The 25637-nt window shown below is 38.5% G+C and carries 29 protein-coding genes; 12 read left to right on the top strand and 17 right to left on the bottom strand.

The window, feature by feature from the left end; all coding sequences use genetic code 11:
• The first annotated feature begins 37 nt into the window (after nucleotides 1–37).
• Complete coding sequence (locus ACMX9J_RS24025; RefSeq protein ID WP_013055311.1) at nucleotides 38–961, top strand: peptidylprolyl isomerase; 924 nt, start codon at nucleotides 38–40, stop codon at nucleotides 959–961.
• Between the two features lie 42 nt (nucleotides 962–1003).
• On the opposite strand, the gene ACMX9J_RS24020 is transcribed toward ACMX9J_RS24025, so the two are convergent.
• The 5 genes from ACMX9J_RS24020 to ACMX9J_RS24000 form a co-directional block, all read right to left on the bottom strand.
• The gene (locus tag ACMX9J_RS24020; protein ID WP_013055310.1) at nucleotides 1004–1186 is read right to left on the bottom strand and encodes a sporulation YhaL family protein; all 183 of its coding nucleotides are present in this window, start codon (nucleotides 1184–1186) and stop codon (nucleotides 1004–1006) included.
• 65 nt (nucleotides 1187–1251) lie between these two features.
• Nucleotides 1252–2193 carry a 3'-5' exoribonuclease YhaM gene (yhaM, locus tag ACMX9J_RS24015; protein WP_013055309.1) on the bottom strand — a complete coding sequence of 314 codons (942 nt, stop codon included), beginning with the start codon at nucleotides 2191–2193 and terminating at the stop codon, nucleotides 1252–1254.
• Nucleotides 2194–2355: 162 nt separating this feature from the next.
• Nucleotides 2356–2544, bottom strand: a complete 189-nt coding sequence (locus tag ACMX9J_RS24010) for a hypothetical protein (protein ID WP_186807963.1) — start codon at nucleotides 2542–2544, stop codon at nucleotides 2356–2358.
• Nucleotides 2545–2662: 118 nt separating this feature from the next.
• Nucleotides 2663–3916 (bottom strand): ABC transporter permease, encoded by a 1254-nt coding sequence (locus ACMX9J_RS24005; protein WP_048020592.1) that lies wholly within the window; start codon nucleotides 3914–3916, stop codon nucleotides 2663–2665.
• On the bottom strand, nucleotides 3909–4808 hold the full coding sequence (locus ACMX9J_RS24000) for an ABC transporter ATP-binding protein (RefSeq protein WP_028412559.1): 900 nt from the start codon (nucleotides 4806–4808) through the stop codon (nucleotides 3909–3911). The genes ACMX9J_RS24005 and ACMX9J_RS24000 overlap by 8 nt, the downstream gene beginning before the upstream one ends.
• 141 nt (nucleotides 4809–4949) lie before the next feature.
• On the opposite strand from ACMX9J_RS24000, the gene ACMX9J_RS23995 reads away from it, so the two are divergent.
• Entirely contained in the window at nucleotides 4950–5135 is a 186-nt protein-coding gene (locus ACMX9J_RS23995; protein ID WP_028412560.1) for a YhzD family protein, read from the top strand.
• Nucleotides 5136–5175: 40 nt separating this feature from the next.
• Here the strand turns inward: ACMX9J_RS23995 and ACMX9J_RS23990 are convergent, their stop codons facing one another.
• The 6 genes from ACMX9J_RS23990 to ACMX9J_RS23965 form a co-directional block, all read right to left on the bottom strand.
• Nucleotides 5176–5448 (bottom strand): HU family DNA-binding protein, encoded by a 273-nt coding sequence (locus ACMX9J_RS23990; protein ID WP_013055305.1) that lies wholly within the window; start codon nucleotides 5446–5448, stop codon nucleotides 5176–5178.
• Nucleotides 5449–5560: 112 nt separating this feature from the next.
• The gene (locus ACMX9J_RS23985) at nucleotides 5561–6364 is read right to left on the bottom strand and encodes an enoyl-CoA hydratase (protein WP_028412561.1); all 804 of its coding nucleotides are present in this window, start codon (nucleotides 6362–6364) and stop codon (nucleotides 5561–5563) included.
• A gap of 6 nt (nucleotides 6365–6370) precedes the next feature.
• Nucleotides 6371–7984, bottom strand: a complete 1614-nt coding sequence (locus ACMX9J_RS23980; protein WP_416226278.1) for a long-chain fatty acid--CoA ligase — start codon at nucleotides 7982–7984, stop codon at nucleotides 6371–6373.
• Nucleotides 7985–8098: 114 nt separating this feature from the next.
• Nucleotides 8099–9601, bottom strand: coding sequence for a coproporphyrinogen III oxidase (locus ACMX9J_RS23975; protein ID WP_182029536.1), 1503 nt, complete (start codon nucleotides 9599–9601; stop codon nucleotides 8099–8101).
• 344 nt (nucleotides 9602–9945) lie between these two features.
• Nucleotides 9946–10824, bottom strand: coding sequence for a Cof-type HAD-IIB family hydrolase (locus tag ACMX9J_RS23970; RefSeq protein ID WP_028412564.1), 879 nt, complete (start codon nucleotides 10822–10824; stop codon nucleotides 9946–9948).
• A gap of 179 nt (nucleotides 10825–11003) precedes the next feature.
• Nucleotides 11004–11354, bottom strand: a complete 351-nt coding sequence (locus ACMX9J_RS23965; RefSeq protein WP_013055299.1) for a YlbF family regulator — start codon at nucleotides 11352–11354, stop codon at nucleotides 11004–11006.
• Nucleotides 11355–11541: 187 nt separating this feature from the next.
• Here ACMX9J_RS23965 and ACMX9J_RS23960 point away from each other — a divergent pair, with 187 nt between their 5' ends.
• From ACMX9J_RS23960 to ACMX9J_RS23930, 7 genes are all read left to right on the top strand, one after another.
• The gene (locus ACMX9J_RS23960) at nucleotides 11542–12888 is read left to right on the top strand and encodes a YheC/YheD family protein (RefSeq protein ID WP_416226277.1); all 1347 of its coding nucleotides are present in this window, start codon (nucleotides 11542–11544) and stop codon (nucleotides 12886–12888) included.
• A complete protein-coding gene (locus ACMX9J_RS23955) occupies nucleotides 12885–13964 on the top strand; it encodes a YheC/YheD family protein (protein WP_416226276.1) in 1080 nt (359 codons plus the stop codon). Before ACMX9J_RS23960 ends, ACMX9J_RS23955 begins: the two co-directional genes overlap by 4 nt.
• A 4-nt stretch (nucleotides 13965–13968) precedes the next feature.
• Complete coding sequence (locus ACMX9J_RS23950; protein WP_255899021.1) at nucleotides 13969–15318, top strand: YheC/YheD family protein; 1350 nt, start codon at nucleotides 13969–13971, stop codon at nucleotides 15316–15318.
• Nucleotides 15315–16475, top strand: coding sequence for a YheC/YheD family protein (locus ACMX9J_RS23945; protein ID WP_416226275.1), 1161 nt, complete (start codon nucleotides 15315–15317; stop codon nucleotides 16473–16475). The genes ACMX9J_RS23950 and ACMX9J_RS23945 overlap by 4 nt, the downstream gene beginning before the upstream one ends.
• A gap of 66 nt (nucleotides 16476–16541) precedes the next feature.
• Entirely contained in the window at nucleotides 16542–16751 is a 210-nt protein-coding gene (locus tag ACMX9J_RS23940; protein ID WP_028412569.1) for a YheE family protein, read from the top strand.
• 29 nt (nucleotides 16752–16780) lie between these two features.
• Nucleotides 16781–17683: a PucR family transcriptional regulator gene (locus ACMX9J_RS23935; RefSeq protein WP_033580652.1), complete on the top strand. Its 903-nt coding sequence runs from the start codon at nucleotides 16781–16783 to the stop codon at nucleotides 17681–17683.
• Between the two features lie 139 nt (nucleotides 17684–17822).
• A complete protein-coding gene (locus tag ACMX9J_RS23930) occupies nucleotides 17823–18932 on the top strand; it encodes an ABC transporter ATP-binding protein (RefSeq protein ID WP_025752961.1) in 1110 nt (369 codons plus the stop codon).
• Nucleotides 18933–18955: 23 nt separating this feature from the next.
• Here the strand turns inward: ACMX9J_RS23930 and ACMX9J_RS23925 are convergent, their stop codons facing one another.
• On the bottom strand, nucleotides 18956–19198 hold the full coding sequence (locus tag ACMX9J_RS23925) for a hypothetical protein (RefSeq protein WP_034268022.1): 243 nt from the start codon (nucleotides 19196–19198) through the stop codon (nucleotides 18956–18958).
• 292 nt (nucleotides 19199–19490) lie between these two features.
• On the opposite strand from ACMX9J_RS23925, the gene ACMX9J_RS23920 reads away from it, so the two are divergent.
• Nucleotides 19491–19709 carry an alpha/beta-type small acid-soluble spore protein gene (locus ACMX9J_RS23920; RefSeq protein WP_013055290.1) on the top strand — a complete coding sequence of 73 codons (219 nt, stop codon included), beginning with the start codon at nucleotides 19491–19493 and terminating at the stop codon, nucleotides 19707–19709.
• Nucleotides 19710–19774: 65 nt separating this feature from the next.
• On the opposite strand, the gene ACMX9J_RS23915 is transcribed toward ACMX9J_RS23920, so the two are convergent.
• On the bottom strand, nucleotides 19775–21040 hold the full coding sequence (locus ACMX9J_RS23915; protein WP_028412572.1) for a hemolysin family protein: 1266 nt from the start codon (nucleotides 21038–21040) through the stop codon (nucleotides 19775–19777).
• A gap of 184 nt (nucleotides 21041–21224) precedes the next feature.
• Between ACMX9J_RS23915 and ACMX9J_RS23910 the strand changes: the two genes are divergently transcribed.
• Nucleotides 21225–21845: an NAD(P)-dependent oxidoreductase gene (locus ACMX9J_RS23910; protein WP_028412573.1), complete on the top strand. Its 621-nt coding sequence runs from the start codon at nucleotides 21225–21227 to the stop codon at nucleotides 21843–21845.
• Nucleotides 21846–21883: 38 nt separating this feature from the next.
• Here the strand turns inward: ACMX9J_RS23910 and ACMX9J_RS23905 are convergent, their stop codons facing one another.
• Nucleotides 21884–22081 (bottom strand): hypothetical protein, encoded by a 198-nt coding sequence (locus tag ACMX9J_RS23905; RefSeq protein WP_016762958.1) that lies wholly within the window; start codon nucleotides 22079–22081, stop codon nucleotides 21884–21886.
• Between the two features lie 181 nt (nucleotides 22082–22262).
• On the opposite strand from ACMX9J_RS23905, the gene gpmA reads away from it, so the two are divergent.
• The gene (gpmA, locus tag ACMX9J_RS23900; protein WP_047751687.1) at nucleotides 22263–22988 is read left to right on the top strand and encodes a 2,3-diphosphoglycerate-dependent phosphoglycerate mutase; all 726 of its coding nucleotides are present in this window, start codon (nucleotides 22263–22265) and stop codon (nucleotides 22986–22988) included.
• 30 nt (nucleotides 22989–23018) lie between these two features.
• Here gpmA and thiD read toward each other — a convergent pair whose 3' ends face one another.
• Genes thiD through ACMX9J_RS23885 form a run of 3 tightly spaced genes read right to left on the bottom strand, consistent with a single transcriptional unit; the run spans nucleotide 23019 to nucleotide 25634 of the window.
• Nucleotides 23019–23828 carry a bifunctional hydroxymethylpyrimidine kinase/phosphomethylpyrimidine kinase gene (gene thiD, locus ACMX9J_RS23895; protein ID WP_028412575.1) on the bottom strand — a complete coding sequence of 270 codons (810 nt, stop codon included), beginning with the start codon at nucleotides 23826–23828 and terminating at the stop codon, nucleotides 23019–23021.
• Nucleotides 23829–23850: 22 nt separating this feature from the next.
• Nucleotides 23851–24870 carry a thiazole biosynthesis adenylyltransferase ThiF gene (locus tag ACMX9J_RS23890; protein ID WP_028412576.1) on the bottom strand — a complete coding sequence of 340 codons (1020 nt, stop codon included), beginning with the start codon at nucleotides 24868–24870 and terminating at the stop codon, nucleotides 23851–23853.
• A complete protein-coding gene (locus tag ACMX9J_RS23885; protein ID WP_013055283.1) occupies nucleotides 24867–25634 on the bottom strand; it encodes a thiazole synthase in 768 nt (255 codons plus the stop codon). The genes ACMX9J_RS23890 and ACMX9J_RS23885 overlap by 4 nt, the downstream gene beginning before the upstream one ends.
• Between the last annotated feature and the right edge of the window lie 3 nt (nucleotides 25635–25637).

Here is a 25637-nt window from a genome sequence, read left to right as displayed (position 1 = left end):
CTACATAAGTAAAAATGATGAGTAGGAGTGTTTACGTATGAAAAAAAGCTTAGTTGCACTAACAACGGCAGCCAGCCTCGTTGCTTTATCAGCATGCAGTGGGGGAAATGATGCTTCAAATGCTAACGATTCTTCAAAAGTAATTGTAGAAACAAAAGCAGGCAATATCACTCAAGGTGATTTGTATAAGCAAATGAAAGATACAATCGGACAAGACCAATTTAATACACTCGTACGAAGCGTTACCGAAGAAAAAGTATTGAGTAAAAAATATAAAGTAACGGATAAAGAGCTTGATCAGCAGCTGAACATTCTAAGAGAACAATACGGTGATCAGGTGGATTCAGTTATTAAGCAAAAAGGCGAAAAAGAAGTCAAAGATATGCTAAAAGTTGATATTCTCCGTGAAAAAGCTGCTACGGCAGGCATTAAGGTATCGGACAAAGAACTGAAAAAAGCTTATGATGAATATAAAGCTCAAAAACCTCAAATTCGCGCAAGTCATATTTTAGTAAAAGACGAAAAGACAGCAAACGAAGTAGAAGCGAAAATCAAAAAAGGCGAGGACTTTGCTAGTCTAGCAAAAGAATATTCAACGGATCAGCAGTCTGCAGCTAACGGCGGCGATTTAGGCTACTTCGGTGAAGGCCAAATGGTTAAAGAATTTGAAGAAGCGGCTTACAAGCTGAAAAAAGGTGAAGTAAGTAAACCAATCAAAACAGAGTACGGCTACCATATCATTAAACTAGTCGATAAAAAGAAAGTAGAATCGTTTGAGAAAAAGAAACCCGAACTTGAGCAGCAAATCAAACGTTCAAAAGTAGATCAAGCAGAAGCGAACAAGAAGATTCAAAAAGAGCTTGATAAAGCAAAAGTGGAAGTCAAAGATAAAAATGTAAAACCAATTTTCGAAGAAGGTGCGACAGATAGTCAATCTGGCGTAGAAACTCCTCAGCAGTAATGCTAAGAGCCTGTCACTCATGTGACAGGCTCTTTTATATAATCAGATAGAATCGCTGTTGCGTCTTTCTTTTTCCACTTGCATTCTTTCGATGAAGACTTGTCCCTCTTTTTCAATAAACGAATCATCCACTTGCTTATCATGTTGTGCAGCACGAATTGCCATAAATCCACTAAAGAAAATGCCTGCTACAACTAAATAAATCCAAATTGGTAGTGTCACCATATATTGATCCCCCATCACAGTTATTTACAACCACTATATGCGAAGGAAGAAAGACTTATACCTTTTTAATCAATCGTTGGTTTATAAAATGAACGATTATCAAGTGCAAAAATACGCTCTGTAAATTCACCAGGCTTCACTTTTGTTAATGCTCGGTCCAGCATATTCATTTTAGCGTCTACATTGTCAATCAAATGAAGCATCTCAGCCTCTTTAATTAACGGCTTTTTCGGACTTCCCCACTCTTCCTTACCGTGATGCGATAATACAAGGTGCTGAAGAAGCATGACCTCTTCTCCTTCAATCGCTAATTCTTCCGCCGCTTTTCCAATTTCATTCACCATAATCGAGATATGGCCAAGCAAGTTCCCTTCTACTGTGTATATCGTCGAAACAGGACCTGAAAGTTCAAATACTTTGCCAAGGTCATGAAGAATAACTCCAGCGTACAGCAAGTCGCGGTTTAAGCTTGGATAAAGGGTTGAAAATGACTCAGCCAGCTTCAGCATAGACACCACATGGTAGGCAAGCCCCGATACAAACTCATGGTGATTTTTAGTTGCTGCCGGATATTCTAAAAATTCCGTTTGATATTTTTTAAACAAATGGCGAGTAATGCGCTGGACATTTGAATTTTTCATTTCAAATATACTCTTTGTAATATGTTCCACCATTTCTTCTTGAGATAAAGGCGCCACTTCTAAAAAGTCAGATGTGCGCACTCCGTCTTGGGGCTGTGCAGGACGAATGTTGCGTATTTTCAGCTGGTTGCGCCCGCGGTAATTCATTACTTCTCCAGCAGCTCGCACAATCTTTTGAGCAGCATAATTTTCCTCGTCATCTGGAGATGCATCCCACAGCTTGGCTTCAATATCACCTGTTTTATCCTGTAGGATTACCGTTAAAAATGGTTTTCCATTGCTTGCAATTCCTCTCGTTGAGGATTTAATTAAAAAATAAAGATCAACTTGCTCTCCTACTTCGTATTGAGCAATTCCTTTTGTCATGCCCTTTTCCTCCTTACCACTTCATTCTATGTATTTGATAGCAAAGCTCTTATCGCTTCGTCCGCTTATTTACAGCTCTTTACATTTCATTTTACCATCGCTTGGCACCGAATGCACGGGTAGACGCTTTTTCATAAGAGATGAGATTATGACACAACAAAATCAATACAATCTAAAGACAAACAGATTGGATAAAGGAGCTAGTATGAATCGCTTGAGGCACCGCTGTTGATTTCCGTGCAAGACTTCTCTTTCCGGCAGCCGCTGAGCCTCCTCGTCGCTTCCGCTTTCTCCCCAGGAGTCTTCGTCTTGCTCTCCAATACACAGCTTGAAACAACTACATACATGCAAACTATGGTCACCATACCAATAAAAAAATCCGGACGAGTTGGATTCTCCATCAAGAATCTAGATTGTTCGTCCGGACCTCCCTTCAACTAATCTACTTTTGTCTCAGCCTCTCACTTCTTTATGTTTCTTTTTTCGTTAACTGCAGCGCCTTTTTAATATCTTTAAAAGAGGTAGATTGACCATACATAAGGACTCCTCCTTTATACACACGGGCACCAAATATAGCTAAAGCAGTAATCGTCACAACCAAAATCCCTATCGATACACTCACTTCCCACATAGGAACATTTAACATACCTACACGCAAAAACATAATCATCGGAGCAAAAAACGGGATAAAAGATGTGACCGTAATGATTGTGGTTTCAGGATCACCAAGTCCAAACATAGCAATTAAAAAAGCGGCCACAATCACAAGGGTCATGGGCGTAATCATTTGCTGTACATCTTCAATACGGCTCACAAGAGAACCTAAAAAAGCCGCGAGCGTAGCAAAAAGAAAGTACCCTAATATGAAAAAGACAAATGCATACACGAATGTAGTCAGCGGAACATCATTAAATCCGAGATAAGAAAAGATGCCGTTATGATTTGTTTCCACACTGGCTTTTAACGATGTGTAGCCCACGCTCAGTATCACTGCAAGCTGTGTTAAGCTGAGCAGTGCAATTCCAATGATTTTAGCAAACATTTGTGTAATAGGTGATACGCTCGATACGAGGATCTCCATAACGCGGGATGATTTTTCAGTAGCTACTTCCATCGCAATCATGCTCCCATACATGATAACGGCAAAATAAATAACAAACAGCAGAACATACACAAGACCTCTTGCTTGATTTAGCTCTTGTTCTGTTTTGGCATTTTCAACTAACGCTTCTTTTTTAAATGAAACAGGGCTGTAAAGCTGATCAATTTGCTTTTCTTCTAAACCAATTTTCACTGTAGCCATAGCCACTTTTGTTTGCTGTACCGCCTGTTCTAAGGTAGATGAAAGATTTGATTCGGCCAAAGAGTTAGCTTTGTACACAGCTTGAGGCAGCTGCTTATCGTTTAAAGATAAAAGTAAATAGCTATCGAGCTGCCCGCTTTTTACCGCTTGCTTTGCCTTAGCCTCAGACGTAAATTCTTTTAAATGAATGTCTGAATCCATAGCATTTACATTTTGTTTGAACAACGTATATACGCTTTCCACTTCATAGATGACACCCACATTTGTGCCATTATCGTCTGAATTAAAAACGTCGATAATTTTCTCCATATTTGTAAGAGCAACTAGAATAAGAGCAGTAATAATCGTCGTAATAATAAAAGATTTTGTTTTTAATTTATTAAGATATGTATGAAAAACGATGACCCAAAATTTATTCATAGGAAGCACCTACCTTTTCAATGAAAATATCATTTAATGAAGGCTCTTCCACTGCAAATTTAGATACAAATGAAAAATGTTTAAGTTCTTGAAAAATGAGTTGCGATACGGATTCATGCTGAATTTGAACAATCATGCCTTCAACCGTTTTTTTCACCTTTACAACACCTTCAAGCTCCGTAATTCTCTCAAACGGACCTTTCCCATGTATAATGACGTTTTTCTTGCCAAATGAACGCTTGATCTCCGGCAGTCTTCCATATACAACAGGCGTACCATGATGCATAATACATAAATATTCACAAAGTTCTTCCACATGTTCCATTCGATGACTTGAAAAAACAATCGTCGTCCCGCGTTTTTTCAAATCAAGTACCGCTTCTTTTAGTACCTCTACGTTTACAGGATCCAAGCCGCTAAAAGGTTCATCTAAAATAAGCAGCTCGGGACGATGAATAACGGAAGCGATAAATTGAATTTTTTGCTGATTTCCTTTGGATAGCTCTTCTACTTTTTTTGAAGCATATTGAGGAATATTAAATCGAGATAACCAGCGCTCCATTTCTTGCAGCACGTTAGCTTTTTTCATCCCGCGCAGCCGTCCTAGATAAACAAGCTGATCTTTGACTTTTAATTTCGGATATAATCCCCTTTCTTCTGGAAGGTAACCAACTAGATGGCTTCTACTGTAAGTTAAAGATTTATCATTCCATTGGATGTGACCTGAGGTTGGTTCAATGAGCCCTAAAATCATTCGAAACGTCGTTGTTTTGCCAGCACCGTTTGCACCTAAAAAACCAAACACTTCACCCTTTGGAATTTGCAAGGATAGTTCATTTACAGCTGTAAATTCACCGTACCTTTTTGAAACTTCACGGATAGAAAGAGACATTTAATTCCTCCTTTGTAAATAAACCTATGTTTATTGTATGGAAAAAAATGATATCTGTAAACCTTAGCAGGATTTAGAGGAATAAGACGAGAAATATGTTGAATACGCTTACAATTATACTATAAGAGGAGAGTAGATTTTATGAGTACTTATACATTAACCGCTTTTGAAAAGACTGGAGAAAAATTAATAGATGAAAGCTTCGAAGCAGCTTCTGAAACAGAAGCAAAGACAATCGGCACCAAAAAGTTAGAAGAGCTTGCCTACTTAGAAAAAACACATCGATGCGTTAGCTCTAGCGGAAAACTTGTATTATTTCATCGTTAATACAAAACGCCGGAAAGGTTTAGCTTTCCGGCGTTTTATATTACTTTACAGCTTCTTTTAGTTCTTTACCAGCTTTAAATGCCGGTACTTTTGATGCTGGAATTTGCATTTCTTCACCCGTTTGAGGGTTACGGCCTGTACGAGCAGCACGCTCGCGTACTTCAAATGTACCGAAGCCGATTAACTGAATTTTTTCACCTTCACCTAGCGTTGATGAAATTGTTTCTAGTAATGCGTCAACTGCTTTAGATGCATCTGCTTTTGTTAACTCTGATTTTGTTGCCACTGCGTTTACTAAATCTGTTTTGTTCATTTCCAATCACCTCATTAGTTTCTACATTATCTTGTGTTACCACTGTTTTGCAACTTTTAAACATGCTCTATCAATATGATAGACAAAAATATTGGCTTTTAAACTAGTTCACTTAATTTTCGGAAATATCTTTTTCACTTTGATTAAAAACAGGCGCTCGCTTTTCCAGAAACGCACGTACACCTTCCTTATGATCCGAACTTTGGCTCATAGCAAACTGACTTCTTTTCTCAAGCGCAAGCACTTGCTTTAATTGTGAAATAGATGTCTCCACATAAATTCGCTTTGTTTCCTTCAAAGCACGTGAAGGTTTTTTTAGCCAATATGAGAGATAATCTTCTACACGCTTCGCCAAATCTCCTTCTTTTATTTCATCAATTATGCCAAATTGATGAGCTTCCTCTGCTTTTAATGTCTTTCCTTCCCAAATCAGCTGTTTCGCACGATGAGAACCGATGCGCTTTTCTAGTAAAAAGTGACCGCCTCCGTCTGGAATTAGAGCAATGCCGATAAAGTTCATCGCAATTTTCGTGTGTCTTTCTGCAATAATATAATCAGAAGCAAGCGCAATGCTGAGCCCTAGCCCTGCTGCCGCACCGTGCAGTACACTTATCGTCATTTGAGGCAGGCTGTATAAAGTCAGCACGGCTTCATTAATTAAATCCATCACCTGCTCAAAACGTTCTGATTGTGAAGGTGACATCATCATATTAATATCTCCCCCTGCTGAAAACACTTTTCCGTTTCCTTTTACTACTAAGAAGTCCACTTCACTTTCTTCGACAACTTTTAAACATTGAATAAACTGCTCTAGCACTTCTTCGTTTAATGCATTTAACGCATCCGGCCTGTTAAACGAAATTGTGGCGACACGCTCTTGCAAAACTAGTTCTACTACTTTTAATTCGACGGTCATATTTACTCACCCTTTCTGATAATGATTGAGGACTTGTTCACGAAGCGTACGTTTTAAAAACTTTCCGACCGTTGTCTTTGGGATTTCATCCATAAATAAAATGTCATCTGGAAGCCACCATTTTGCGAACTGCGGCGCTAAAAATTTGAGCAGCTCTTCTGACGAAACGACACCTTTATATGCATCTTTTAACACGACACAAGCAACTGGACGCTCTTGCCACACCTTATGAGGGACTGCTATGACACAGGCTTCGAAAACAGATTCATGGGCAATCAGCGCGTTTTCTAGATCAACCGATGAAATCCATTCTCCTCCGCTTTTAATTAAATCTTTTGTTCGGTCTACAATTTTGATCGTTCCCTCTTCGTCAACCGTCACAATATCTCCCGTATACAGCCAGCCGTCTTTAAACGTATCTTCTGTTCTTTTATCCTTGTAATATTCAGAAGCTACCCATGGCCCCTTTAGTAATAGCTCACCCATTTCCACTCCATCCCAAGCAACTTCTCCATTTTGACCTATTACTTTCATTTCAACGCCAGGAACTAAGAAACCTTGCTTCGCTTTTACGCTGAGCTGATACTCAGGGTCTTCGCTGTACTGATAGCTTTTTAAGCGGGAGACGGTTACAACAGGGCTTGTTTCCGTCATTCCGTATGCATGCATAAATTCAATTTGATATTTTTCCTGAAATTCTCGAATGACGCTTTTTGGGGCCGCTGATCCGCCGCATAAAATAGCCCGCAAACTATCAACTGCGTAAGGCTTTTTTTCTAACTCTTGTAAAAAATTTAACCAAACGGTAGGTACTGCTGCAGCAAGAGTTACTTTCTCTTGTTCAATGAGAGAGGCAATCGTCTCTGAGGTACAAAAAGCGCCCGGCAGCACGAGCTTTGTCCCAAACCAGACCGCAGCAAAAGGAATTCCCCATGCATTTACATGAAACATTGGAACGATAGGCATAGCGGTATCACCTTCTGATAATCCAGCACTATCAGCAAGTCCTAGCGCCATACAGTGTAAATAAATAGCGCGATGAGAATATACAACGCCCTTTGGCTCTCCTGTAGTAGCAGAGGTATAACAAAGGCCTACTGGTTCTTCTTCGCTTAAATCTTGAACAAAGGAATGCGATGCATCCCCTTGCTGAATCCAATTTTCGTAATGATACACTGGCAACTCTGTTTCTGGCAGCTCACCTTCATCTGACATAAGGATATAGGCTTCAACATGTGGAAGCCTTTGATGAATGCTTTCAAATAAAGGTAAAAAGCATTCATCAAGTAAAATGACTTTATCGCGTGCATGGTTAATGATGTATACAATTTGCTCAGAATCTAACCGGATATTAATTGTGTGAAGCACAGCGCCTATTCCCGGTACAGCAAAATAAGCCTCTAGATGTCTATGATGATTCCATGCAAACGTTCCGACTCTTTCTCCTCGCTTCACTCCAATTCGTTCTAGCATACTAGAGAGCTGCCGAGTCCGTTTTATTAACTGATTATAAGTTAAACGTTGAATCCCTTTTGAAGATTTAGAAACCACTTCTTTTTTACCAAACAGCTTTTCAGCTCTTTCCATCATAGATGGTACGGTTAACTGTACATTCATCATTAAGCGGCACCTCGCATCGTCATAATAAGAAAACGCTTACAACTTTCTTATATATTCAACAGATTCCGACATTTCCCTGCTGAAAATAAAAAAGATCACTAAAAAGTGACCTTTTTATTTCCTAAACAATTCATCTAAAATCTTGAGTTTCTCTTGCGTATAGTGCTCGAATCCATCGTTGTACGATTTTGGGTCTTTTGGATTCGCAAACCTTGTAATAATGCCTGTTTCTGGATGCACGAACTTACTGGATGCCCCGCACCCAAGGCCAATAATCGTCTGCTTTTCTTCCATGATCATAATATTGTACAGGCTCTCTTGACCAGGGAATGAATATCCAACGTTCTCTAAATTACCTAAAATATTTTTTTGGCGATATAAATAATAAGGTTCATATCCTTGTTCTTGAGTCCACTCAGTCGCTAAATCCATCATTTTACCAATTTCATAGCGATCTGCTACTTTGTATTTCCGTTTATTTTGAGTCATTTCAGACGCGCGTTTAAACGATAGCGTATGAACAGTTAAAGATTCAGGAAGCAATTTTTTAGATTCGTCTAGCGTATGCTGAAATTCTTCTACACCTTCATTTGGAAGCCCAATAATTAAGTCCATGTTAATGTTATTCATCCCCATTTTTCGAGAAAGATGAAATTTATCAATCGTTTCTTCAACTGTATGATGACGTCCAATAGCTTTTAAGGTTTCTTGAATATAAGACTGCGGATTTACACTAATCCGGTCAATATTCCATTTGTTCAAAACAGCTAGCTTTTCTTCCGTAATCGTATCGGGTCTTCCTGCTTCTACCGTAATTTCACGGATATTTTGTACATCAGGGAACGATTCATACATCTCTTCATACAGCATGTCCATTTCTTCAGCCGTAATGCTCGTTGGTGTGCCTCCGCCATAATAGACGGTTGTAATCTTGACGTCATTGTCTTTTAACCATTTCCCTACTTCACGCATCTCATAATGCAAGCCGCCTAAAAATGACGTAACAGATCCTTGACGTCCGTTAATCGCATAGGCTGGGAATGTACAGTATGCACACTTCGTCGGACAAAACGGAATGCCTATATAAATGCTTACCTCGTTCTTTAACTCATGTAAATCGGGAATAGCTGCTAGTTGACGATCCACAATATGCTGCATTAAATTAATTTTGTCATCAGTGATTAAATATTCTTCCTTTAGCTCACGATGTGCTTGTTCTTTACTTTTGCCTGACTGCAGTTTCATATGAAGCAACTTCGTTGGACGTATACCGGTTAAAATACCCCATTTTTGAACAATGTTTGTATACTCCTGTAACACAGATAAGTAGACGCGAAGCACCACATTTTTTATTTGCTTAAATTTTTCTTTTTCTGTTTCATACGGCGTAAACGATTTAGAAAGCTCTTCTGTAAACACCTTGTCCGTTGCAGCATCATGCAGCACTGCTTTCGCATAAATTTCTTCATGAACTTTTAGCTCTACTTCAACCTTCAGCTGAGCTTCGTTATCATCCTCAAAGGAGACGTTGCTTTCTTCAAAAAACAAATCTGAAATTCGGTGAAGCGGACGTAAAAAACGCTCATCTTCTATACCTTTTATATAAATGTTCAATATAATCACCTTTCAAATCAATTCTATCTAAGTAATCAGTTTACAAAACCTACGTATGTCCGGTCAAGGTGCTCAGCTCAAGGGAATACGCGGACAGGAAACAAACGGAAAAAGAGATTGAGCCATAATTACATTAATTCAACCTACAGACGAACAAATGGGATAAATAAGCTCATATGAATTGCTTGTTACACTTCTGTTGATTTACGCAGGAGTCTTCGCCTTGCCCTTCAATCAACAGTTAGAAACAGCTACATACGTGAAGCTGACGTTTATCCTACCAATGAAAAAAATCCGAACGAGTTGGATTCTTCGTTCGGATTTCCCTTCAACTAACATACTTTTATTTATTTTAAACGAAAGCTGTCAATTTGATGAAGATAACCAAGACGCTGCTGCTTTCTAAATAATTCTTTCACCATATAGGCTACACCATTTTCATTATTAGAACGAGTAACCCAATCCGCAAGCATTTTTAATTCCGTTGGTGAATTGCCCATGGCCACACCCATTCCCGCGTGTTCAATCGTTTCTACATCATCATAGCAATTTCCAATGGCTACTACGTCTTCCATCGGTATCCCTAGACGATTTGCTACATAACGAACACCGGCAGCTTTTGTGGCTCCTTTTGGCGTAATATAACATCTATTTTCATTTGGATACGAAAACCATTCAATATCCGGAACTGCACTGGCAATTGTTTGCTCAGCGTATTCTTTTTCTCTACGATCTGCAAAATACACTTCTATTTTTGGAGTAGAAACAGGTTCATCACGAAGCGTATCTCCTAATGAATCTACGAACTGCACGGGATAAAAGAGCGGTTCTCCCGTTTTTAACACGCTTTTAGCTACAATATTATTAGGAAGCTTTACACGATTTCCAATTGAAAACCTTTCATGCAAAATGCGGACATGACAATTAAAATTTTCAAAAAGCTGAATGAGATTAAATGTTTTTTCCTCACTAATTCTCTTATCTAGTATCGGTTTGTCTATCGATGTTCCGATAAAGGCACCGCTATGAGTAATGAGCATTGCTGGATGAACTTTAAGTGATCGAGCAATTTTTTTAGCAGACGGAAAATGCCTGTTTGTTACTAACGTAACGTAAACCCCTTTATTTTTCACAAATTGAATTGCGTCTTTCGTTTCTTTTGTAACGCGCCCTTGGCTATTTAAAATGGTTCCATCAATATTCAACGCTAGCAATCGATAAGCCATATGAGAACCCCTTCTTTCATAGATGTCTAATCCGTTAGGATACGGTTATAAATGACCTTTTCATGATAGTCGGCATGTGTAGCCTTGTTACTAAGCTTATGAGCAGAACTGCACAATTAGAAGGAATTTCCGCATAAAAAAAGAGGAAAAGATTTCTCTTTTCCTCTTTTCTCTATCTCTTATTCAGCCGCACCGTAAAGTTCTTCAAGTGGCTTCATGATAATTTTGTTTAATTCACCAATTACCATGCTCATACGTTGCTCAGCTTCCATTAGCTTCGCGATATTTTGATCTTGTTGAACGATTGCAACTGTTTGTTGAGCTTGCTGAACTTCTTCTTCAGTGATCTCTTGGCCCATCATTTGCTTTTGTTGCAGCTCCATTTGCATTGTACGGAAACGCTCAAATAATTGTTTTGAACCTTGATCAGCGTTTACTGCTGCATATAAGTTTTTTAAGTTTGTGTAATCGTCGCTTTGACGAATTGCTTTTTCTAAATCATTTGCTACATCATGTAAGTTTACAGACACGTTAAGTTCCTCCTAATTCAGTTCTATAATTTCTTGACTTCCCTAACTATAACAAATTATTATATAAAATTCAGCTTAAGACCTTTATTTTCTCAGAAAACGATAAATTCTCTTCACAGATTGGGCTAATTCCTCATAGTATATATCAGCATTCGCCTACTAAAGGAAAGAAAAAGAGGATTCGTTTATGAATACTTTTACCATTTCTCTAAAACCACTAGAGAACCATATGAGCGACGACATTTACATTAGTTCTGCTCTGTTCTCACGTGTGAAATGCAAGCACGAGTTTACGTTAACAGTAGGCTCCATCACGAAAGAAGTCAAAGCCACTGTTTTTCAGCATCGAGAATGCTGCTTCATGATGTCGGAAGCTCTATTTGCAGACTTTTGCTTTCCGTATGAAACGCATCAGCTGAGAGGCATTTACGAAGAGAACACGTTTAGGATGGGACCCGTGATTAGCATCGTAACAGAAGTTCGAGAAGATGAAGAACCCTTTGGCTCCATTTCTGTATTTTGTAAGGAATTTGTTCAAGCTTGCAAGGAGTTAGGGTGTTTTTGCTATGTGAGCAAATTGAGCGACGTGAAGTCATTGTCCCCTAAAGGATATGTTTATCGCGGTGATCGATGGGTTTATTCAGACGTTCCCTTTCCGGGAATCGTACACAACCGGATTCATGCCAGGAAAACCGAGCAAAGCGCTGATTTTCAAACCTTTAAAACATTTTTGAAAGAGCATGACGTTCCTTTCTTTAACGCACGCTACTTAAATAAATGGACGGTTTTTCAACAGCTTAAAGATGTTGTACACTTGCTTCCATATTTGCCAAAAACGTATCAGCTTCGTTCACGTCAAGATCTTCTTGACGCTTTGGAACTTCATGACGATGTTTTTCTGAAGCCTGTTCATGGTAGCCAAGGAAAAAATATTTTTAAAATTTCAAAGAAAGAGAAGTATATTTTAGACTATACAACGTTTACACAGACGTATGAAAAAGAATATGAATCTCTCTATGACTTATTTGAAACGCTTTATAGTCAATTAAAAAGGCAAGGATTTCTCATCCAAGAAGGAATTTCACTGCAGACATACAAACAGTGCCCTTTTGATTTCCGCATTCTCTGTCATAAAAAAGACGACTTGATGTGGAAAATCACGTCCATTGTCACACGTGTATCAAAACCCGGCAATTTCGTCTCAAATCTTGCTCGTGGAGGGGATATTCATCCTCCTCAGCAAGTTTTAACTCAGCTCTATGATTCAAAAACGACGCGCCATATCCTTTCACTTTTAAAAGAGATTGCGATTGAAATTTGCACACAGCTTTCTCACCCGTCTGAACTTTATGCAGAATTTGGTATTGATTTAGCGATTGATCAAGAAGGAAAGCCTTGGATTATTGAAGTAAATGTCAAACCTTCCAAACAATTAGATTCAAGCGCTTTCTCTGTTCGTCCCTCAACAAAAGCACTGCTTGATTATTGTCTGCATGCAACGAATTTTCAATTTGCCAAGGAGGATTTACGATGATTTCATTAGGCTTTTTAACGATTCACCCACAGCAAGAAGTGGAGTATGTGACCGAAATTGCTAAACATGCTTCTGAGTTTTCAATTGAAATATACCGTTTTACTCCTTTTAACATTCATCCTAACACCGAAAATATTGAAGGCTTCCGCTACGATTTACAACAAAAGAAATGGATAGAAGATTCCTTTTTACTTCCTTCGTTTATTTACGATCGCTGCTTTTATCGAAAAGACTCGCTGTCTAATAAGGCTCGCCCTATTGTAAACTGGCTTAAACAGCGGGAAGATGTTACATTTTTAGGCCATGGATTGCCCAATAAGCTAGATGTCTATGAAGCCATTAAAAAAGATAGCTATTTATCTTCATATATTCCTCCTACCACTCCAATCGAAAGTGTAGAGCAGCTTGTTCAGCTGCTTCGAACAAACGATAGCCTAATGATTAAGCCTGCCAACGGCTCACAAGGTAAAGGAATTGTGAAATTAAGACAGCGTGGACGTGAAATTGAAGCTTCTTATCAACAAAATGACATTGTAAACACCATTCTATTTTCCTCTTTTCAGGAGTTTAAGAACTGGTTTACGAAAACGGCCCGTGATGTATTGTATATTGCTCAGCCCCATATTTCATTTTTCCCTTATGAGCGCACTCCTTTTGATATAAGACTGCTATTACAAAAAGGAAACGATGGTGTTTGGAAAGAAATTGGAAGAGGAATTAGACAAGGTGAACGAGACTCCATCGTAACAAATGTAAGTTCAGGAGCCTCTATTGTACCTTTTGAGAACTTGCTGCCTCGCATCCCTCGCGTTCACCGTCAATATGTAATGGATGAAATCAACACCATTTGTAAAACGATTCCGTCCGTGCTGGAAAATCATTTTCCTTCTCTTTTTGAATTAGGTATTGATTTATGTATCTCGAGAGACTTCAGCATCTGGATTCTAGATTTAAATTCGAAACCAGGAAGAAAAATCGTAATGGAGACAGCTCCTGAACAAAAAGAAGTCATGTATAAAAATGTCCTGTCTTACTGCATCTATTTAGCTAACACACTATCGTATCGTAAGGAGTAATGCTATGAAAAAAACTCTTACTCGCCTTGTTGTAGTAGAGCAGCTAGGATGCGATCTTTCTGTTCCTGCATCTCTTTACAAAGACTCCTTGAAACAAGCAGCTTTTGGAACAATGACAGCTCCATGCCTTATACAATCTTCAGAATGTGAAGAAATTCAGATTTCAGCTGAGCTAATGACAAAACTGCAAATTCCTTTCGCTCATATGATGCACCCTATTATTGTGAATGAGACCATTCACTTAGGACCTTTAATTGGTGTGTTATCAGCTGGTTTTACTGGTTCTCTGCTGCGGCCAATTGGAAAGCGTTCCCTTCACTTAGCTAAACTTCTTTCTACTGCAAGTATAACAGGGGGACTTCCTTTTATTTTTGGAACTCATCATATCAACTGGGAAGCCGGGACCATAAACGGCTATTTTTACGAGGAAAGCGGCTGGACACAGCATGAAGTCCCGCTTCCTAACGTTGTATATAACCGTTTGCCAAATCGAAAAACAGAGGGGTTAGCTCCTTTTAAGTTCATTAAAGAAAAGATGATGACTGATTACGGCATTCCATTTTTTAATCCTGATTTTTTCAACAAGTGGGAAATTCATGAGCTTTTAAAACTGAACGAGCAGACAGCCTATTTGTTACCTTACACGGTTGAAAGTCCTTCGTGTGAGCAAATAAAAAAACTTCTGCTTCTTCATCAAACCGTTTATTTAAAGCCGAAAAACGGAAGCTTAGGCCGCGGCATTTATACCCTATCTTTTAAGGATTCCATGTACACGCTGACTTACAAAGGAGAAAAAGGTCTTCATGTTCAAGAAAAAGAAACCTTAGAGGAACTATTATCAGAATTTGAATATTTACTTACTAATCCTTCATACATTGCTCAGCAAGGTATTTCATTAATCAAAAAAGAAAAGCGCTGTGTAGACTTTCGCGTGCATACGAATAAAGACGGGAATAACCAATGGGTGCTTACTGCTCTAGCTGCTAAAGTAGCCGGTCCCAACAGCATCACTACGCATCTTGATTACGGCGGAGAAATTGAAGCTACAGCCAAAATATTCACTAACCCTTCTTACAAAAAAGAAATTGAAAATAAGCTAAAAGATGCCGCTATCTCAATTAGTCATATACTTGAACAGGAGTTGAACGGATTAATTGGAGAGCTTGGATTCGATTTTGGAGTGGATTATCAAGGAAACGTGTGGCTGTTTGAAGCTAACTCTAAGCCCGGTCGCTCTATTTTTTCACACCCTGCCTTACGAAAAGCGGATCAACAAACTAGAAAACTTTCTCTAGAATATGCGATTTACTTATCTGGATACTATCTAAATACACCTGAAGGCATCAGCATATGATTACAATTTACTATCACAAAGAAAAGCAGCAGTGGTTTCATAATAATCCTTCAGCATCTTACACATGGGGAGTTCAAGAAATTGAACTTCCCTTTACTCAAAGCATTTCTTCTACTCAAGCTTTTCTTCGTTTAAAAGGAGAAAAAGCAGGTCCTATTGTGGGAGTTTTAACGAACAAAGCTGTTTTGGAAAAACTGAATGTAAAACAGCGTCCTTTATTAGAACTCTTACATCATACCCTGCAAGAGAAAGGCGGACTTCTTGCTTTATTCGCTGAAGAAACAATGTCTCATCACTTCTTTGAAGGGTATTGCTTTGACGGGGCAAAAAAGCAGTGGATCAAAACAACTTTGCCGCTGCCAAACGTTATATATAATCGTTATCCAGGAAGAAAATCAGAAACCAAAATGCTGAAATCTTTACACAAAAAAATAAAAAGCAGGCACATCCCCCTTTTTAATTCCGCTTTTTTTTCAAAATGGAAAGTGTATCAGTTATTTTCAAAACATCCACTATTATCTTCTCACCTTCCTAAAACCTATCGTTTAACACCAGAAATTGATATTGCTAAGCTTCTGCAAAAACACTCTTCTCTTTATTTTAAGCCTATTAACAGCAGTAAAGGCGCTGGAATTTTCCGATTATCTTCCGATAAGCATACGATTATTTATCAAGATCATACACGCAAAGAAGAATTTTCTTCTTTACAAGCAATTGACCTTCCCAGGTCTGCTTATCTCATTCAAGAAGCAATTGAGACGCAGCCATTCAAAGACCGGCGCTATGACTTACGTATTTTAGCGCATCACAAAGATAGCCGGTATGTTATTAGCGGCGTCGGTATTCGACATAGTCCCTATCAATCCATTACAACACATACGTTAAACGGCGGAAGCATTTCACCTTCTCAAGATCTTGAAGATGAAGTAGATACTTCCTTTCTTTCGTCTTTTGTAAATACGTGCGGGCAAGTCCTTCAAAAGTCCTTCCCTCTCATTGAAGAATTTTCTCTTGATATGGCAAAGTCAGTCCAAGGTCATTATTATCTGTTTGAAGTGAATGCAAAACCGATGATTTTTGATGAAACAGACATTCAAACGCAAGGTGCTAAACACATATGCAACATATTTTACAAATTAACAAAATTTTTAGATTAAATGATTTTTCATCTCCTTTTCTCATGGTAAGCTTATAATAACTACTTGAGAAAGGAGATTTTCTTTATGGTTGCACATTTTCAGGTTAAACCACTGTATCAAAATAATCGAATGCCGGGCTGGCACATCTCGTTTTATATGAATCGGGTTTATTACGAGGCTGATTATTTAAAAGATGGACAAATTGTATGGAAAACTGCGCTTTCTAATCAAATAGATGAAACACAATTAATTGATTATATTCATGAGCTTATGCTTTTTCACGTTTATGAATAGTAAGCTTTCACCGAAGGGAACGAGCACAGATGAAACAGCTGCACACACTATTTGGGGATAAAATGATTAAGGCTAAAATCCCTTCTCAATTTGAACGATACAAATGGTTTTCATGTGATGAAGGCTTCATTGGAATTGAACACACGGCTTTGTCTCAAAAAGAGCAGGCATTACTTTCTGCTTTTTTAACGCCTTATGATGAGGAAGTTTCTTTCCTGACGCCAGAACAATTGTATTGGTCAAACCTGTTATTTAAAGCACCTGAAAAAGTCATTCACTCTCATCATACGCACCATTCTTTTCGCTTTACCCAGTTTTTAATTAAACGTTTGTTTGAACAAAAAATAGAGTTTGAAAATGCGCTTCACGCCTTGTATTCTACCTCGATTACTGTGTTGTGGATTGATAAACAATCAGGTATCGTTATCGAAACCTTTGATGATCCTAATGACTTAACTGAAAATTTATCAGATTCTATCGAGGTGCTATGTCATGATTTTGAAACTTCAATTCAGTTCTTTGAAGGACAAATTCACTTTTTTCCGTCTTCACCGCGATTAATTTTTGAGCGTGAAAAGAAATGGTTTTATCAAATTAAGCATACAGTCGAACAAAACCATGTTATCCATTTTACCGACGTTTTACCCCATTTGGTTCTGCAAGAGTCTTCAGAGGCAATCCAAAATCATATGATACATTTACTTGACTTAGTAAAAGATGATGGAGATCTTTTAGAAACGATTAAAGTTTATTTAGAATGTAATTTAAACGTATCTCTTGCTGCTAAGAATTTGTACATGCATCGCAACAGCTTGCAGTATAGAATTGAGAAATTTATTGATCGCACACACCTTGATATCAAACACTTCACAGGAGCTGTGTCTGCTTACTTAGCTATTCTTGCGTTAAAAAATTCGCAGGATAAAAAATAAAATGAAAGGGTTTTCGTAAATAGTGCACGAAAACTCTTTCTTTTTTTTGTGCATGTTTGCCATTTACCGTTTCATTAAAAAAAATTACACTAGAGTTAAGAAAACGGTTTCAAAGAGTACATACAAGGGGGAAATGGAAATGGCTGAATTACGTTTAGAACATATTTATAAAATGTATGATAAAGATGTGACGGCGGTAAAAGATTTTAACCTTCACATTCAAGATAAAGAATTTATTGTATTTGTTGGGCCTTCAGGCTGCGGGAAATCGACAACGCTTCGTATGGTTGCAGGGCTAGAGGAAATTTCCAAAGGTGATTTTTATATTGACAGCAAGCGTGTAAATGACGTTGCTCCAAAAGATCGCGATATTGCAATGGTATTCCAAAACTACGCATTGTATCCTCATATGAGCGTATATGACAACATGGCTTTCGGCTTAAAACTTCGTAAATTACCAAAAGATGAAATCGAACGCCGCGTAAAAGATGCCGCTCGTATTTTAGGACTTGAGCAATACTTAGAGCGCAAGCCAAAAGCATTATCCGGCGGACAGCGTCAGCGTGTAGCTCTAGGTCGTGCAATCGTTCGTGATGCTAAGGTCTTCTTAATGGACGAACCTTTATCAAACTTAGACGCGAAATTACGTGTGCAAATGCGTTCTGAAATTGCGAAGCTTCACCAGCGTTTGGGTACAACGACAATTTACGTAACACATGACCAAACCGAAGCAATGACAATGGCTTCTCGTCTGGTTGTTATGAAAGATGGGATTATCCAGCAGGTTGGTACACCAAAAGAAGTATATGAAAAACCTGAAAATGTATTTGTAGGCGGGTTTATTGGTTCTCCTGCTATGAACTTCTTAACCGGAACGTTAAAAGACGGAAAGGTTCAAGTAGGCGATTCTCTTCTTGCAGTTCCGGAAGGTAAAATGAAAATACTTCGCGAGCAAGGATATTTAAATAAACAAATTATTTTAGGCATCCGTCCTGAAGATTTCCATGATGAACCTGTATTTATTGAATCTTCACCCGGCACAAAAGTTACCATTAAAGTCGATGTATCCGAGTTAATGGGAGCTGAAACCATGCTTTATTCTAAACTTGGCGGACAAGATTTTGTAGCACGCGTAGATTCAAGAACAGATATTAAACCGCTTCAGTCTCTAGACTTAGCATTAGATATGAACAAAGCGCATTTCTTTGATGCAGAATCCGAACAGCGCATCCGTGCTGAACACGAATAAAAAAGACCCTTAGGGGTCTTTTTTTATTCCTGTATTTGCTTCAATTCCTCACTGTGACAAGTAGAGCAGTAAAAGAGATGAATACATTGGTGATTTGCTAAATCACTAGGATACCCATTTTCTACTTTTAACTGATCGATTTCCATGTAAGCACTGTAATCATCAAAATAATCGCTGACTTTTCCCATATCCCCTAGCACTTCTCCACATGCTTTGCACGTCATTTGTACATCACTAAACCCATTACATAAAGAACAAATCGACATCCGCACACCTCGCTTTACCTGATCAATATGTACCTATAATATGCACGGAATAAAACTCTCTTACTCTTTATCAAACTCCACACAAAATTTTCTATAAATTACCAATAAAATTCTATGTATATGTTTTTTTCCCTTTCGCCATAATACTAGTAACAACCGAGCACAACAGCTCGCAAACATTGAGTTACGCCGCGGTAGGCAAGCAGATCTAATCGATGCATCTGCTCGGCTGGTTCAACTCCAGCTAACTCAACCATTAAATCTATTTTATCTAACGAGGAGATGAATACACATGGCAAATTATCAAAACGCATCAAACAGAAATTCATCAAACAAGTTAGTAGCGCCTGGTGCTCAAGCTGCTATCGATCAAATGAAGTTCGAAATCGCTAGTGAGTTTGGTGTAAACTTAGGACCAGATGCAACAGCTCGTGCGAACGGATCTGTTGGTGGCGAAATCACAAAACGTTTAGTACAATTAGCTGAGCAAAACTTAGGCGGCAAGTACTAATATTAACTAATTTCATATTATGGCTTTAGCGCTCCAAGATCTCTTGGAGCGCTTTCTAATTTCTTTTAATCAGCTTCCTCATTCTTATTCGCAAAGGATTTTACAGAAACTTTGCGAATGCGTCGATTTTCTACTTCCTTAATGGTAAACAATATCTCTTCATATGAGAAAAAGTCTCCTTTAGCAGGAATATGATCAAACTGCTCATATATCCATCCCCCTAAGGTATGGCACGTACTGTCAGGAGAACTAACTGCTACATAGGTTAAAAATTCATCAATAGGGATGTCTGCGTTAAATTCGTACTCCTTTTCCCCTATCTGATGTACATACTTAACAGCTTCATCATGTTCATCCCAAATCTCTCCCACAATTTCTTCTAATATATCCTCTAAGGTCACAAGACCGGCCGTTCCACCAAACTCATCAACTACAATTGCCATGTGCACCTTACTTTTTTGAAGCTCTGGCAATAGTACAGATATTTTCATGGATTCTACTACAAAAATAGGTTGTCTCAACAAATCACGAATAAAAATCTCTTTTCTTTGGACTAAACAGGTTAAAAATTCTCTTTCTGATAAAATGCCAATAATGTTATCAATATGATCTTCGTATACAGGGACCCTCGAATATCTCTCTTCAAGAAACATTTGACAAACCGAATCAATATCAGCATTTACGTCAACTGCTGTGACATCTATTCTAGGTTTTAAAATTTGCCCCACCACAATGTCATTAAAATTGAGTGAACGATGAACTAGCTCTTTTTCAATATTATTAATCGTTCCTTCTTCTTCGCTTAAATCTACCATCACTTTAATTTCATCTTCTGTGATCGTTGGTGTGGGAGCAGACGCTAACAAGTGAGAAGCTCCTTTTCTCACCTGTAAAAATAAGAAGGAAATCGGGGTTAATAATTTAATAATAAGAAATAACAAGGAAGAAATCATCAGCGCAAAAGATTCGGCATGCTCTTTCGCTAACGATTTCGGTAAGACTTCACCAAAAATCAAAATGATGATGGTCATAACGATGATACTAATCACAAGTGCTAGGTTTCCTTTAAACACATCGAGGGCAATTTTAGCTGCCAAAGAGGACGCAGCAATGTTTACGACAACATTTCCTACTAAAATTGTCGATAGCGTCTGCTCAAAGTGTTCAGCAATATGCAGCGCTTTTTTACTTCCTCGATACTTTTTCTCAGCGTAATGTTTTAAACGAATTTTATTTACGCTTGAAAAGGCTGTCTCAGCAGATGAAAAGAAAGCTGATAACATAAGCAAAACGACTAATATCATCATTTGATTCAGAGGCAAGTCTCCCAAAAGACATTCACTCTCCTATTTTTTGATTTTTCTGTCTTTTTATCATATCAAATTTTTTTGATGTTGAATATTTTCTTCATCAACTTTGTATTACTTTATGCTACGCATGCTTTTTATTATGAATAAGTATACAAATTGTATATTCTAAAGAATAGATACTATCTTTTATAGAGGGGTGCAACCAATGAAAATTTTACTATTAGGCTCAACAGGACGAGTTGGACAGTCTTTATTAAAAATGATGCTAAAAGATGAAAACGACGTTACGGTACTTGTTAGAGACCGCAATAAGCTAAAGATTAGTCATCCAAACCTACATATCTTACAAGGCGATGTCCTTGATCAAGAAAATATCAGCTTTGCCCTCAAGCACCAAGATATCGTAGTCAGCGCGTTAAATACAGATGGTGCAGAGACCATTTCAAAAAGTATTCCGCTTATTATAAACAGCATGAAGCATTACGGCGTTCATCGTATTCTTACTATCGGAACTGCAGGTATTTTACAGTCACGAACGGAACCGGAAAAGTATCGTTTTCAATCAAATGAATCAAAGCGTAAAACGACCAGAGCAGCAGAAGATCATTTAAAAGGATACTTACACTTGAAGGAAAGTGACCTAAACTGGACCGTTATATGCCCAACCTACTTGCCTGATGGTGAAGTAACAGGCACATACCGAGTGGAAAAAGATATTTTGCCAGCAGATGCCGTTAAAATTTCAACGGGAGATACCGCTCATTTTACCTACCATGAAATATGGGCTCAAAAATTCCCAAAATGCCGCGTTGGAATTGCTTATTGAAAAATCAGGAGAACTTTTCGTTTTCAAAACGAAAAGTTCTACATCCAAAAAATACCAATTATAGCTAATCCACCTAGAACAAAACCTCCTATTTGACCAACGAGAGCCGGTGTCAAAACAGGCTTTCCTTTTTCTTTCTCTAATGTGCTAATATCAAGCTTCATCTGATACATTTCTTCTTTTAAATCTTCAATCTGGCCGTGCAGCGCTTGAATCTGACGTTCTTGGTCACTCATCCACTATCTTCCCTTCCCTTTTTTATTTTTATCATATGCGTAAAAAAGTTAAAGCTTTACTTTTCAGCATCACTTTTTCTAAATGTTAAAAACTCCTTTCCCCGGCTTTAGGATAAAAAACACTTTCCTTCTCATAATAAAAAAGAATAGAGTCCTTAGTCACTGTTGAAAGGAGAACATGATGATAAAACTTGTGTTGATTAGGCATGGACAAAGCGTATGGAACCTTGAAAATAAATTTACAGGCTGGACGGATGTAGACCTTTCTAAAAATGGATTGCAAGAAGCGCGAGAAGCCGGAAAAGTGCTAAAGAAAAACGAATATGCTTTTGATATCGCCTATACTTCTGTTTTAAAACGATCCATTCGTACTCTATGGATTGTCTTACATCAAATGGACTTCATGTGGATTCCTGTATATAAATCTTGGAGACTGAATGAACGACACTACGGGGCTCTTCAAGGTTTGAACAAAGAAGAAACCGCAAAAAAATTTGGAGAAGAGCAGGTGCATTTGTGGAGAAGGTCGATGGACGAACGCCCTCCTGCTTTAGAGACAACAGATATTCGCTATGAAGCTTCCAACCCTAAGTATAAGGAATTAGCTAAGGGACAATTTCCTGTAACGGAAAACTTAGCCGATACAGAAAAGCGGGTTCTAGAATATTGGAACAAAACTATTGCTCCTTCTATTAAAGCTGGCAAAAGAGTCATTATTTCCGCTCACGGTAATACGATCAGAGCTCTGATGCAGTATTTGGATAACATTTCACCTGATGGCATTGCGAACTTGAATATTCCCACAAGCGTACCGCTTGTGTATGAGCTTGATGATAATTTAAAGCCCATTAGACATTATTATTTAGGCATCGATGGAGAGATTCCGACACATATTCCTTCTTCATAAAAAACGTGCCTAGATTGTAGGCACGTTTTTTTATATGTTTGAACGAAAGTATTTTCTATACGCCCAATGATTAGTAGGACCGTGTCCCGAACCAAGTTCAAGCGTATGCTTAATCGCATAGTGAACAAAATCCGAAGCGGTTTGAACTGCTTCAACTACGCTTTTGCCTTTCGCTAGTTCAGCCGTGACGCAAGCAGCAAACGTGCATCCCGTCCCGTGTGTATGCTTTGTATTCATCTTTTCATGCTTGATTTCAACGTACGTATGACCATCATACACTAGATCAATCATATCTTGATGAGATTGATCATGTCCGCCTTTAATTACCACGTGCTTTACACCTAGCTCATGCATCTGTTTTGCCGCTTCTTTTCTGTCTTCAATCGTGTGAATTTCTTTCCCCGTGATGACTTCCGCCTCCGGTATGTTCGGCGTAATGACTTCACAAAGAGGCAATAATTCTTTTAGAGCCTGTATAGCTTCTCTTTGAAGAAGAGATTGACCTCCTTTTGCAATCATAACGGGATCAACTACAACATTTTGCAGTCCGTGCTGTTTGATTTTACGAGCCACTGCGTAAATAATATCAGCACTGAACAACATACCTGTCTTCACTGCATTAGGAAATAAGTCAGTCGCAATTGAATCTAACTGCGTTTCAACTGCTTCTACTTCTAAAGGATAAACTCCTTGAACGCCAACTGTATTTTGTGCAGTCACAGCTGTAATAACAGACATGCCAAAAACGTCACGCTCTTGAAATGTTTTTAAATCTGCTTGAATGCCTGCTCCTCCACCGCTGTCTGATCCAGCAATGGTTAATGCTTTTGGTACTGTCATGCTTGAAACCTCCATCTCTTTCTTACCCAATATACCGATGATAAAGTGACTTTGCTTCTACTATATCGTTTGTTCCATGGACAAAGACGCGCCCGTCTTGAAACATCACTAAACGGTAATCATCTACATAAAAAGAAAGCAGATACGGATTTTGTTCAATTTTATATCCTTTTTCTTTTAATCGTTCACCTAAAGACTGCAGTGGCTGCTTGGCTGATTTGCCCGGACGGATTTGTACCGTGTTTCTTCCGCATAGCACAGCTGTTTTCGTTTGATTTTCATATTGTAAAAAGGGATACGTTTGTTCACTGCCGCATGAGCGGCAAGCAGATTTGCGAAATACGTTCACATTGATGCTCGTATACTCATTTTTCCATACGTCAAACGAAACAAGTTCCCTCCTGAGCGCATTCCAGTCTCCAACTAATATTTTTAACACCTCTGTTACTTGATGAGCGACTACCATTTGTACAGCAGGACTAATAATCCCCACTGTATCACATGTTAACCCTCCAAGCGGTACAGATTCAAGCAAACAGGATAAACACGGTGTTTCACTTGGTATGATAGTATAACTAATTCCGTAACTTCCTACACATGCTCCGTAAATCCAAGGAATATCATATTTTTGTGATAAATCATTCATTACAAGGCGTGTGTCAAAATTATCGGTTGCATCAATCATAACATCTACCCCCTCAACAAGCTGTTCTAAAACTTGAGGGGTACCGTCCGCTACGTGGGCTTCTACTTTTACATCATGATTAATATCGTGAAGCCTTTTTTTAGCGGCAACTGCTTTTGGGATTCTTTTATCAGCATCTTTTTCACTATACAATTGCTGACGCTGAAGGTTGCTCCACTCTACATAATCGCGGTCAATGAGCGTTATTTTCTTTACTCCCGCTCGTGCAAGGGCCTCGGCGTTCCCTGTTCCAAGAGCACCTGCTCCTACAATCAGAACATGCTTTTCTTGAATTTGCTGCTGTCCGCCTTTTCCAATAGGTTGAAACAATTCTTGGCGGGAATAACGATTAATCAACCGATACTCATCCCTTCTGTTGGACTGCTTGCCGTTGCATATTGTTTCTTTTCAATACGTCCTGCTTCAAATGCTGCTCTTCCTGCCTCAATCGCTAGCTTCATAGCACGAGCCATTTTCACAGGATCTTTTGCTCCTGAAACAGCTGTATTTAATAACACACCATCTGCTCCTAGCTCCATAGCTTGAGCTGCGTCTGAAGCCGTTCCAATACCTGCATCTACAATTACTGGAACGGTTGATTGTTCAATGATAAAACGCATGTTCAACGGATTAATAATACCTTGACCTGAACCGATAGGCGACGCTCCTGGCATAATGGCATGTACGCCTAACTCCTCTAAACGACGCGCAAGTAAAACATCATCTGATGTGTAAGGTAAAACGGTAAAGCCCTCTTTTAACAGTTCTTCACTAGCTTTTAATGTTTCAACTGGATCAGGAAGCAGCGTCTTATCACATCCAATTACTTCTACTTTCACCATGTCACAAAGTCCAGAAGCCTTTGCTAATTTAGCAATACGTACGGCCTCTTCTGCATTTTTTGCTCCAGCAGTGTTAGGCAAAAGAGTGAAACGCTTCACATCAAGTGCTTCTAATAAATTAGGCTGATTTTGATCAAAAATATCCATTCGTCTAACAGCAAATGTTAAAATTTCTGTTTCCGACTCTTCTACCGCTTGACGCTGAGTCGTAAAGTCCGGAAATTTCCCTGTTCCTAATAATAAACGTGAATTAAATGTATATTGTCCAATTTTTAACATACT

This window comes from Priestia sp. RMT2NF4, from assembly GCF_047872835.1.
Taxonomy (GTDB): domain Bacteria; phylum Bacillota; class Bacilli; order Bacillales; family Bacillaceae_H; genus Priestia; species Priestia zanthoxyli.
The sequence above is the reverse complement of the archived record's forward strand: the minus strand, read 5'-3'. Positions and strand labels throughout refer to the sequence as shown.

Bases quoted from the DNA above. Each gene is read 5' to 3' on its own strand.
- ACMX9J_RS23905 (WP_016762958.1), bottom strand. From the start codon at position 22,081: ATGAGTGACCAAGAACGTCAGATTCAAGCGCTGCACGGCCAGATTGAA.
- ACMX9J_RS23955 (WP_416226276.1), top strand. From the start codon at position 12,885: ATGATTTCATTAGGCTTTTTAACGATTCACCCACAGCAAGAAGTGGAG.
- yhaM (WP_013055309.1), bottom strand. From the start codon at position 2,193: ATGACAAAAGGAATTGCTCAATACGAAGTAGGAGAGCAAGTTGATCTT.
- ACMX9J_RS23910 (WP_028412573.1), top strand. From the start codon at position 21,225: ATGAAAATTTTACTATTAGGCTCAACAGGACGAGTTGGACAGTCTTTA.
- ACMX9J_RS23930 (WP_025752961.1), top strand. From the start codon at position 17,823: ATGGCTGAATTACGTTTAGAACATATTTATAAAATGTATGATAAAGAT.
- ACMX9J_RS23940 (WP_028412569.1), top strand. From the start codon at position 16,542: ATGGTTGCACATTTTCAGGTTAAACCACTGTATCAAAATAATCGAATG.
- ACMX9J_RS24020 (WP_013055310.1), bottom strand. From the start codon at position 1,186: ATGGTGACACTACCAATTTGGATTTATTTAGTTGTAGCAGGCATTTTC.
- ACMX9J_RS23920 (WP_013055290.1), top strand. From the start codon at position 19,491: ATGGCAAATTATCAAAACGCATCAAACAGAAATTCATCAAACAAGTTA.
- ACMX9J_RS23960 (WP_416226277.1), top strand. From the start codon at position 11,542: ATGAATACTTTTACCATTTCTCTAAAACCACTAGAGAACCATATGAGC.
- ACMX9J_RS24005 (WP_048020592.1), bottom strand. From the start codon at position 3,916: ATGAATAAATTTTGGGTCATCGTTTTTCATACATATCTTAATAAATTA.
- ACMX9J_RS23945 (WP_416226275.1), top strand. From the start codon at position 15,315: ATGATTACAATTTACTATCACAAAGAAAAGCAGCAGTGGTTTCATAAT.
- ACMX9J_RS23990 (WP_013055305.1), bottom strand. From the start codon at position 5,448: ATGAACAAAACAGATTTAGTAAACGCAGTGGCAACAAAATCAGAGTTA.
- thiD (WP_028412575.1), bottom strand. From the start codon at position 23,828: ATGACAGTACCAAAAGCATTAACCATTGCTGGATCAGACAGCGGTGGA.
- ACMX9J_RS24000 (WP_028412559.1), bottom strand. From the start codon at position 4,808: ATGTCTCTTTCTATCCGTGAAGTTTCAAAAAGGTACGGTGAATTTACA.
- ACMX9J_RS23970 (WP_028412564.1), bottom strand. From the start codon at position 10,824: ATGGCTTATCGATTGCTAGCGTTGAATATTGATGGAACCATTTTAAAT.
- gpmA (WP_047751687.1), top strand. From the start codon at position 22,263: ATGATAAAACTTGTGTTGATTAGGCATGGACAAAGCGTATGGAACCTT.
- ACMX9J_RS23935 (WP_033580652.1), top strand. From the start codon at position 16,781: ATGAAACAGCTGCACACACTATTTGGGGATAAAATGATTAAGGCTAAA.
- ACMX9J_RS23925 (WP_034268022.1), bottom strand. From the start codon at position 19,198: ATGTCGATTTGTTCTTTATGTAATGGGTTTAGTGATGTACAAATGACG.
- ACMX9J_RS23995 (WP_028412560.1), top strand. From the start codon at position 4,950: ATGAGTACTTATACATTAACCGCTTTTGAAAAGACTGGAGAAAAATTA.
- ACMX9J_RS23985 (WP_028412561.1), bottom strand. From the start codon at position 6,364: ATGACCGTCGAATTAAAAGTAGTAGAACTAGTTTTGCAAGAGCGTGTC.
- ACMX9J_RS24025 (WP_013055311.1), top strand. From the start codon at position 38: ATGAAAAAAAGCTTAGTTGCACTAACAACGGCAGCCAGCCTCGTTGCT.
- ACMX9J_RS23885 (WP_013055283.1), bottom strand. From the start codon at position 25,634: ATGTTAAAAATTGGACAATATACATTTAATTCACGTTTATTATTAGGA.
- ACMX9J_RS23980 (WP_416226278.1), bottom strand. From the start codon at position 7,984: ATGATGAATGTACAGTTAACCGTACCATCTATGATGGAAAGAGCTGAA.
- ACMX9J_RS23950 (WP_255899021.1), top strand. From the start codon at position 13,969: ATGAAAAAAACTCTTACTCGCCTTGTTGTAGTAGAGCAGCTAGGATGC.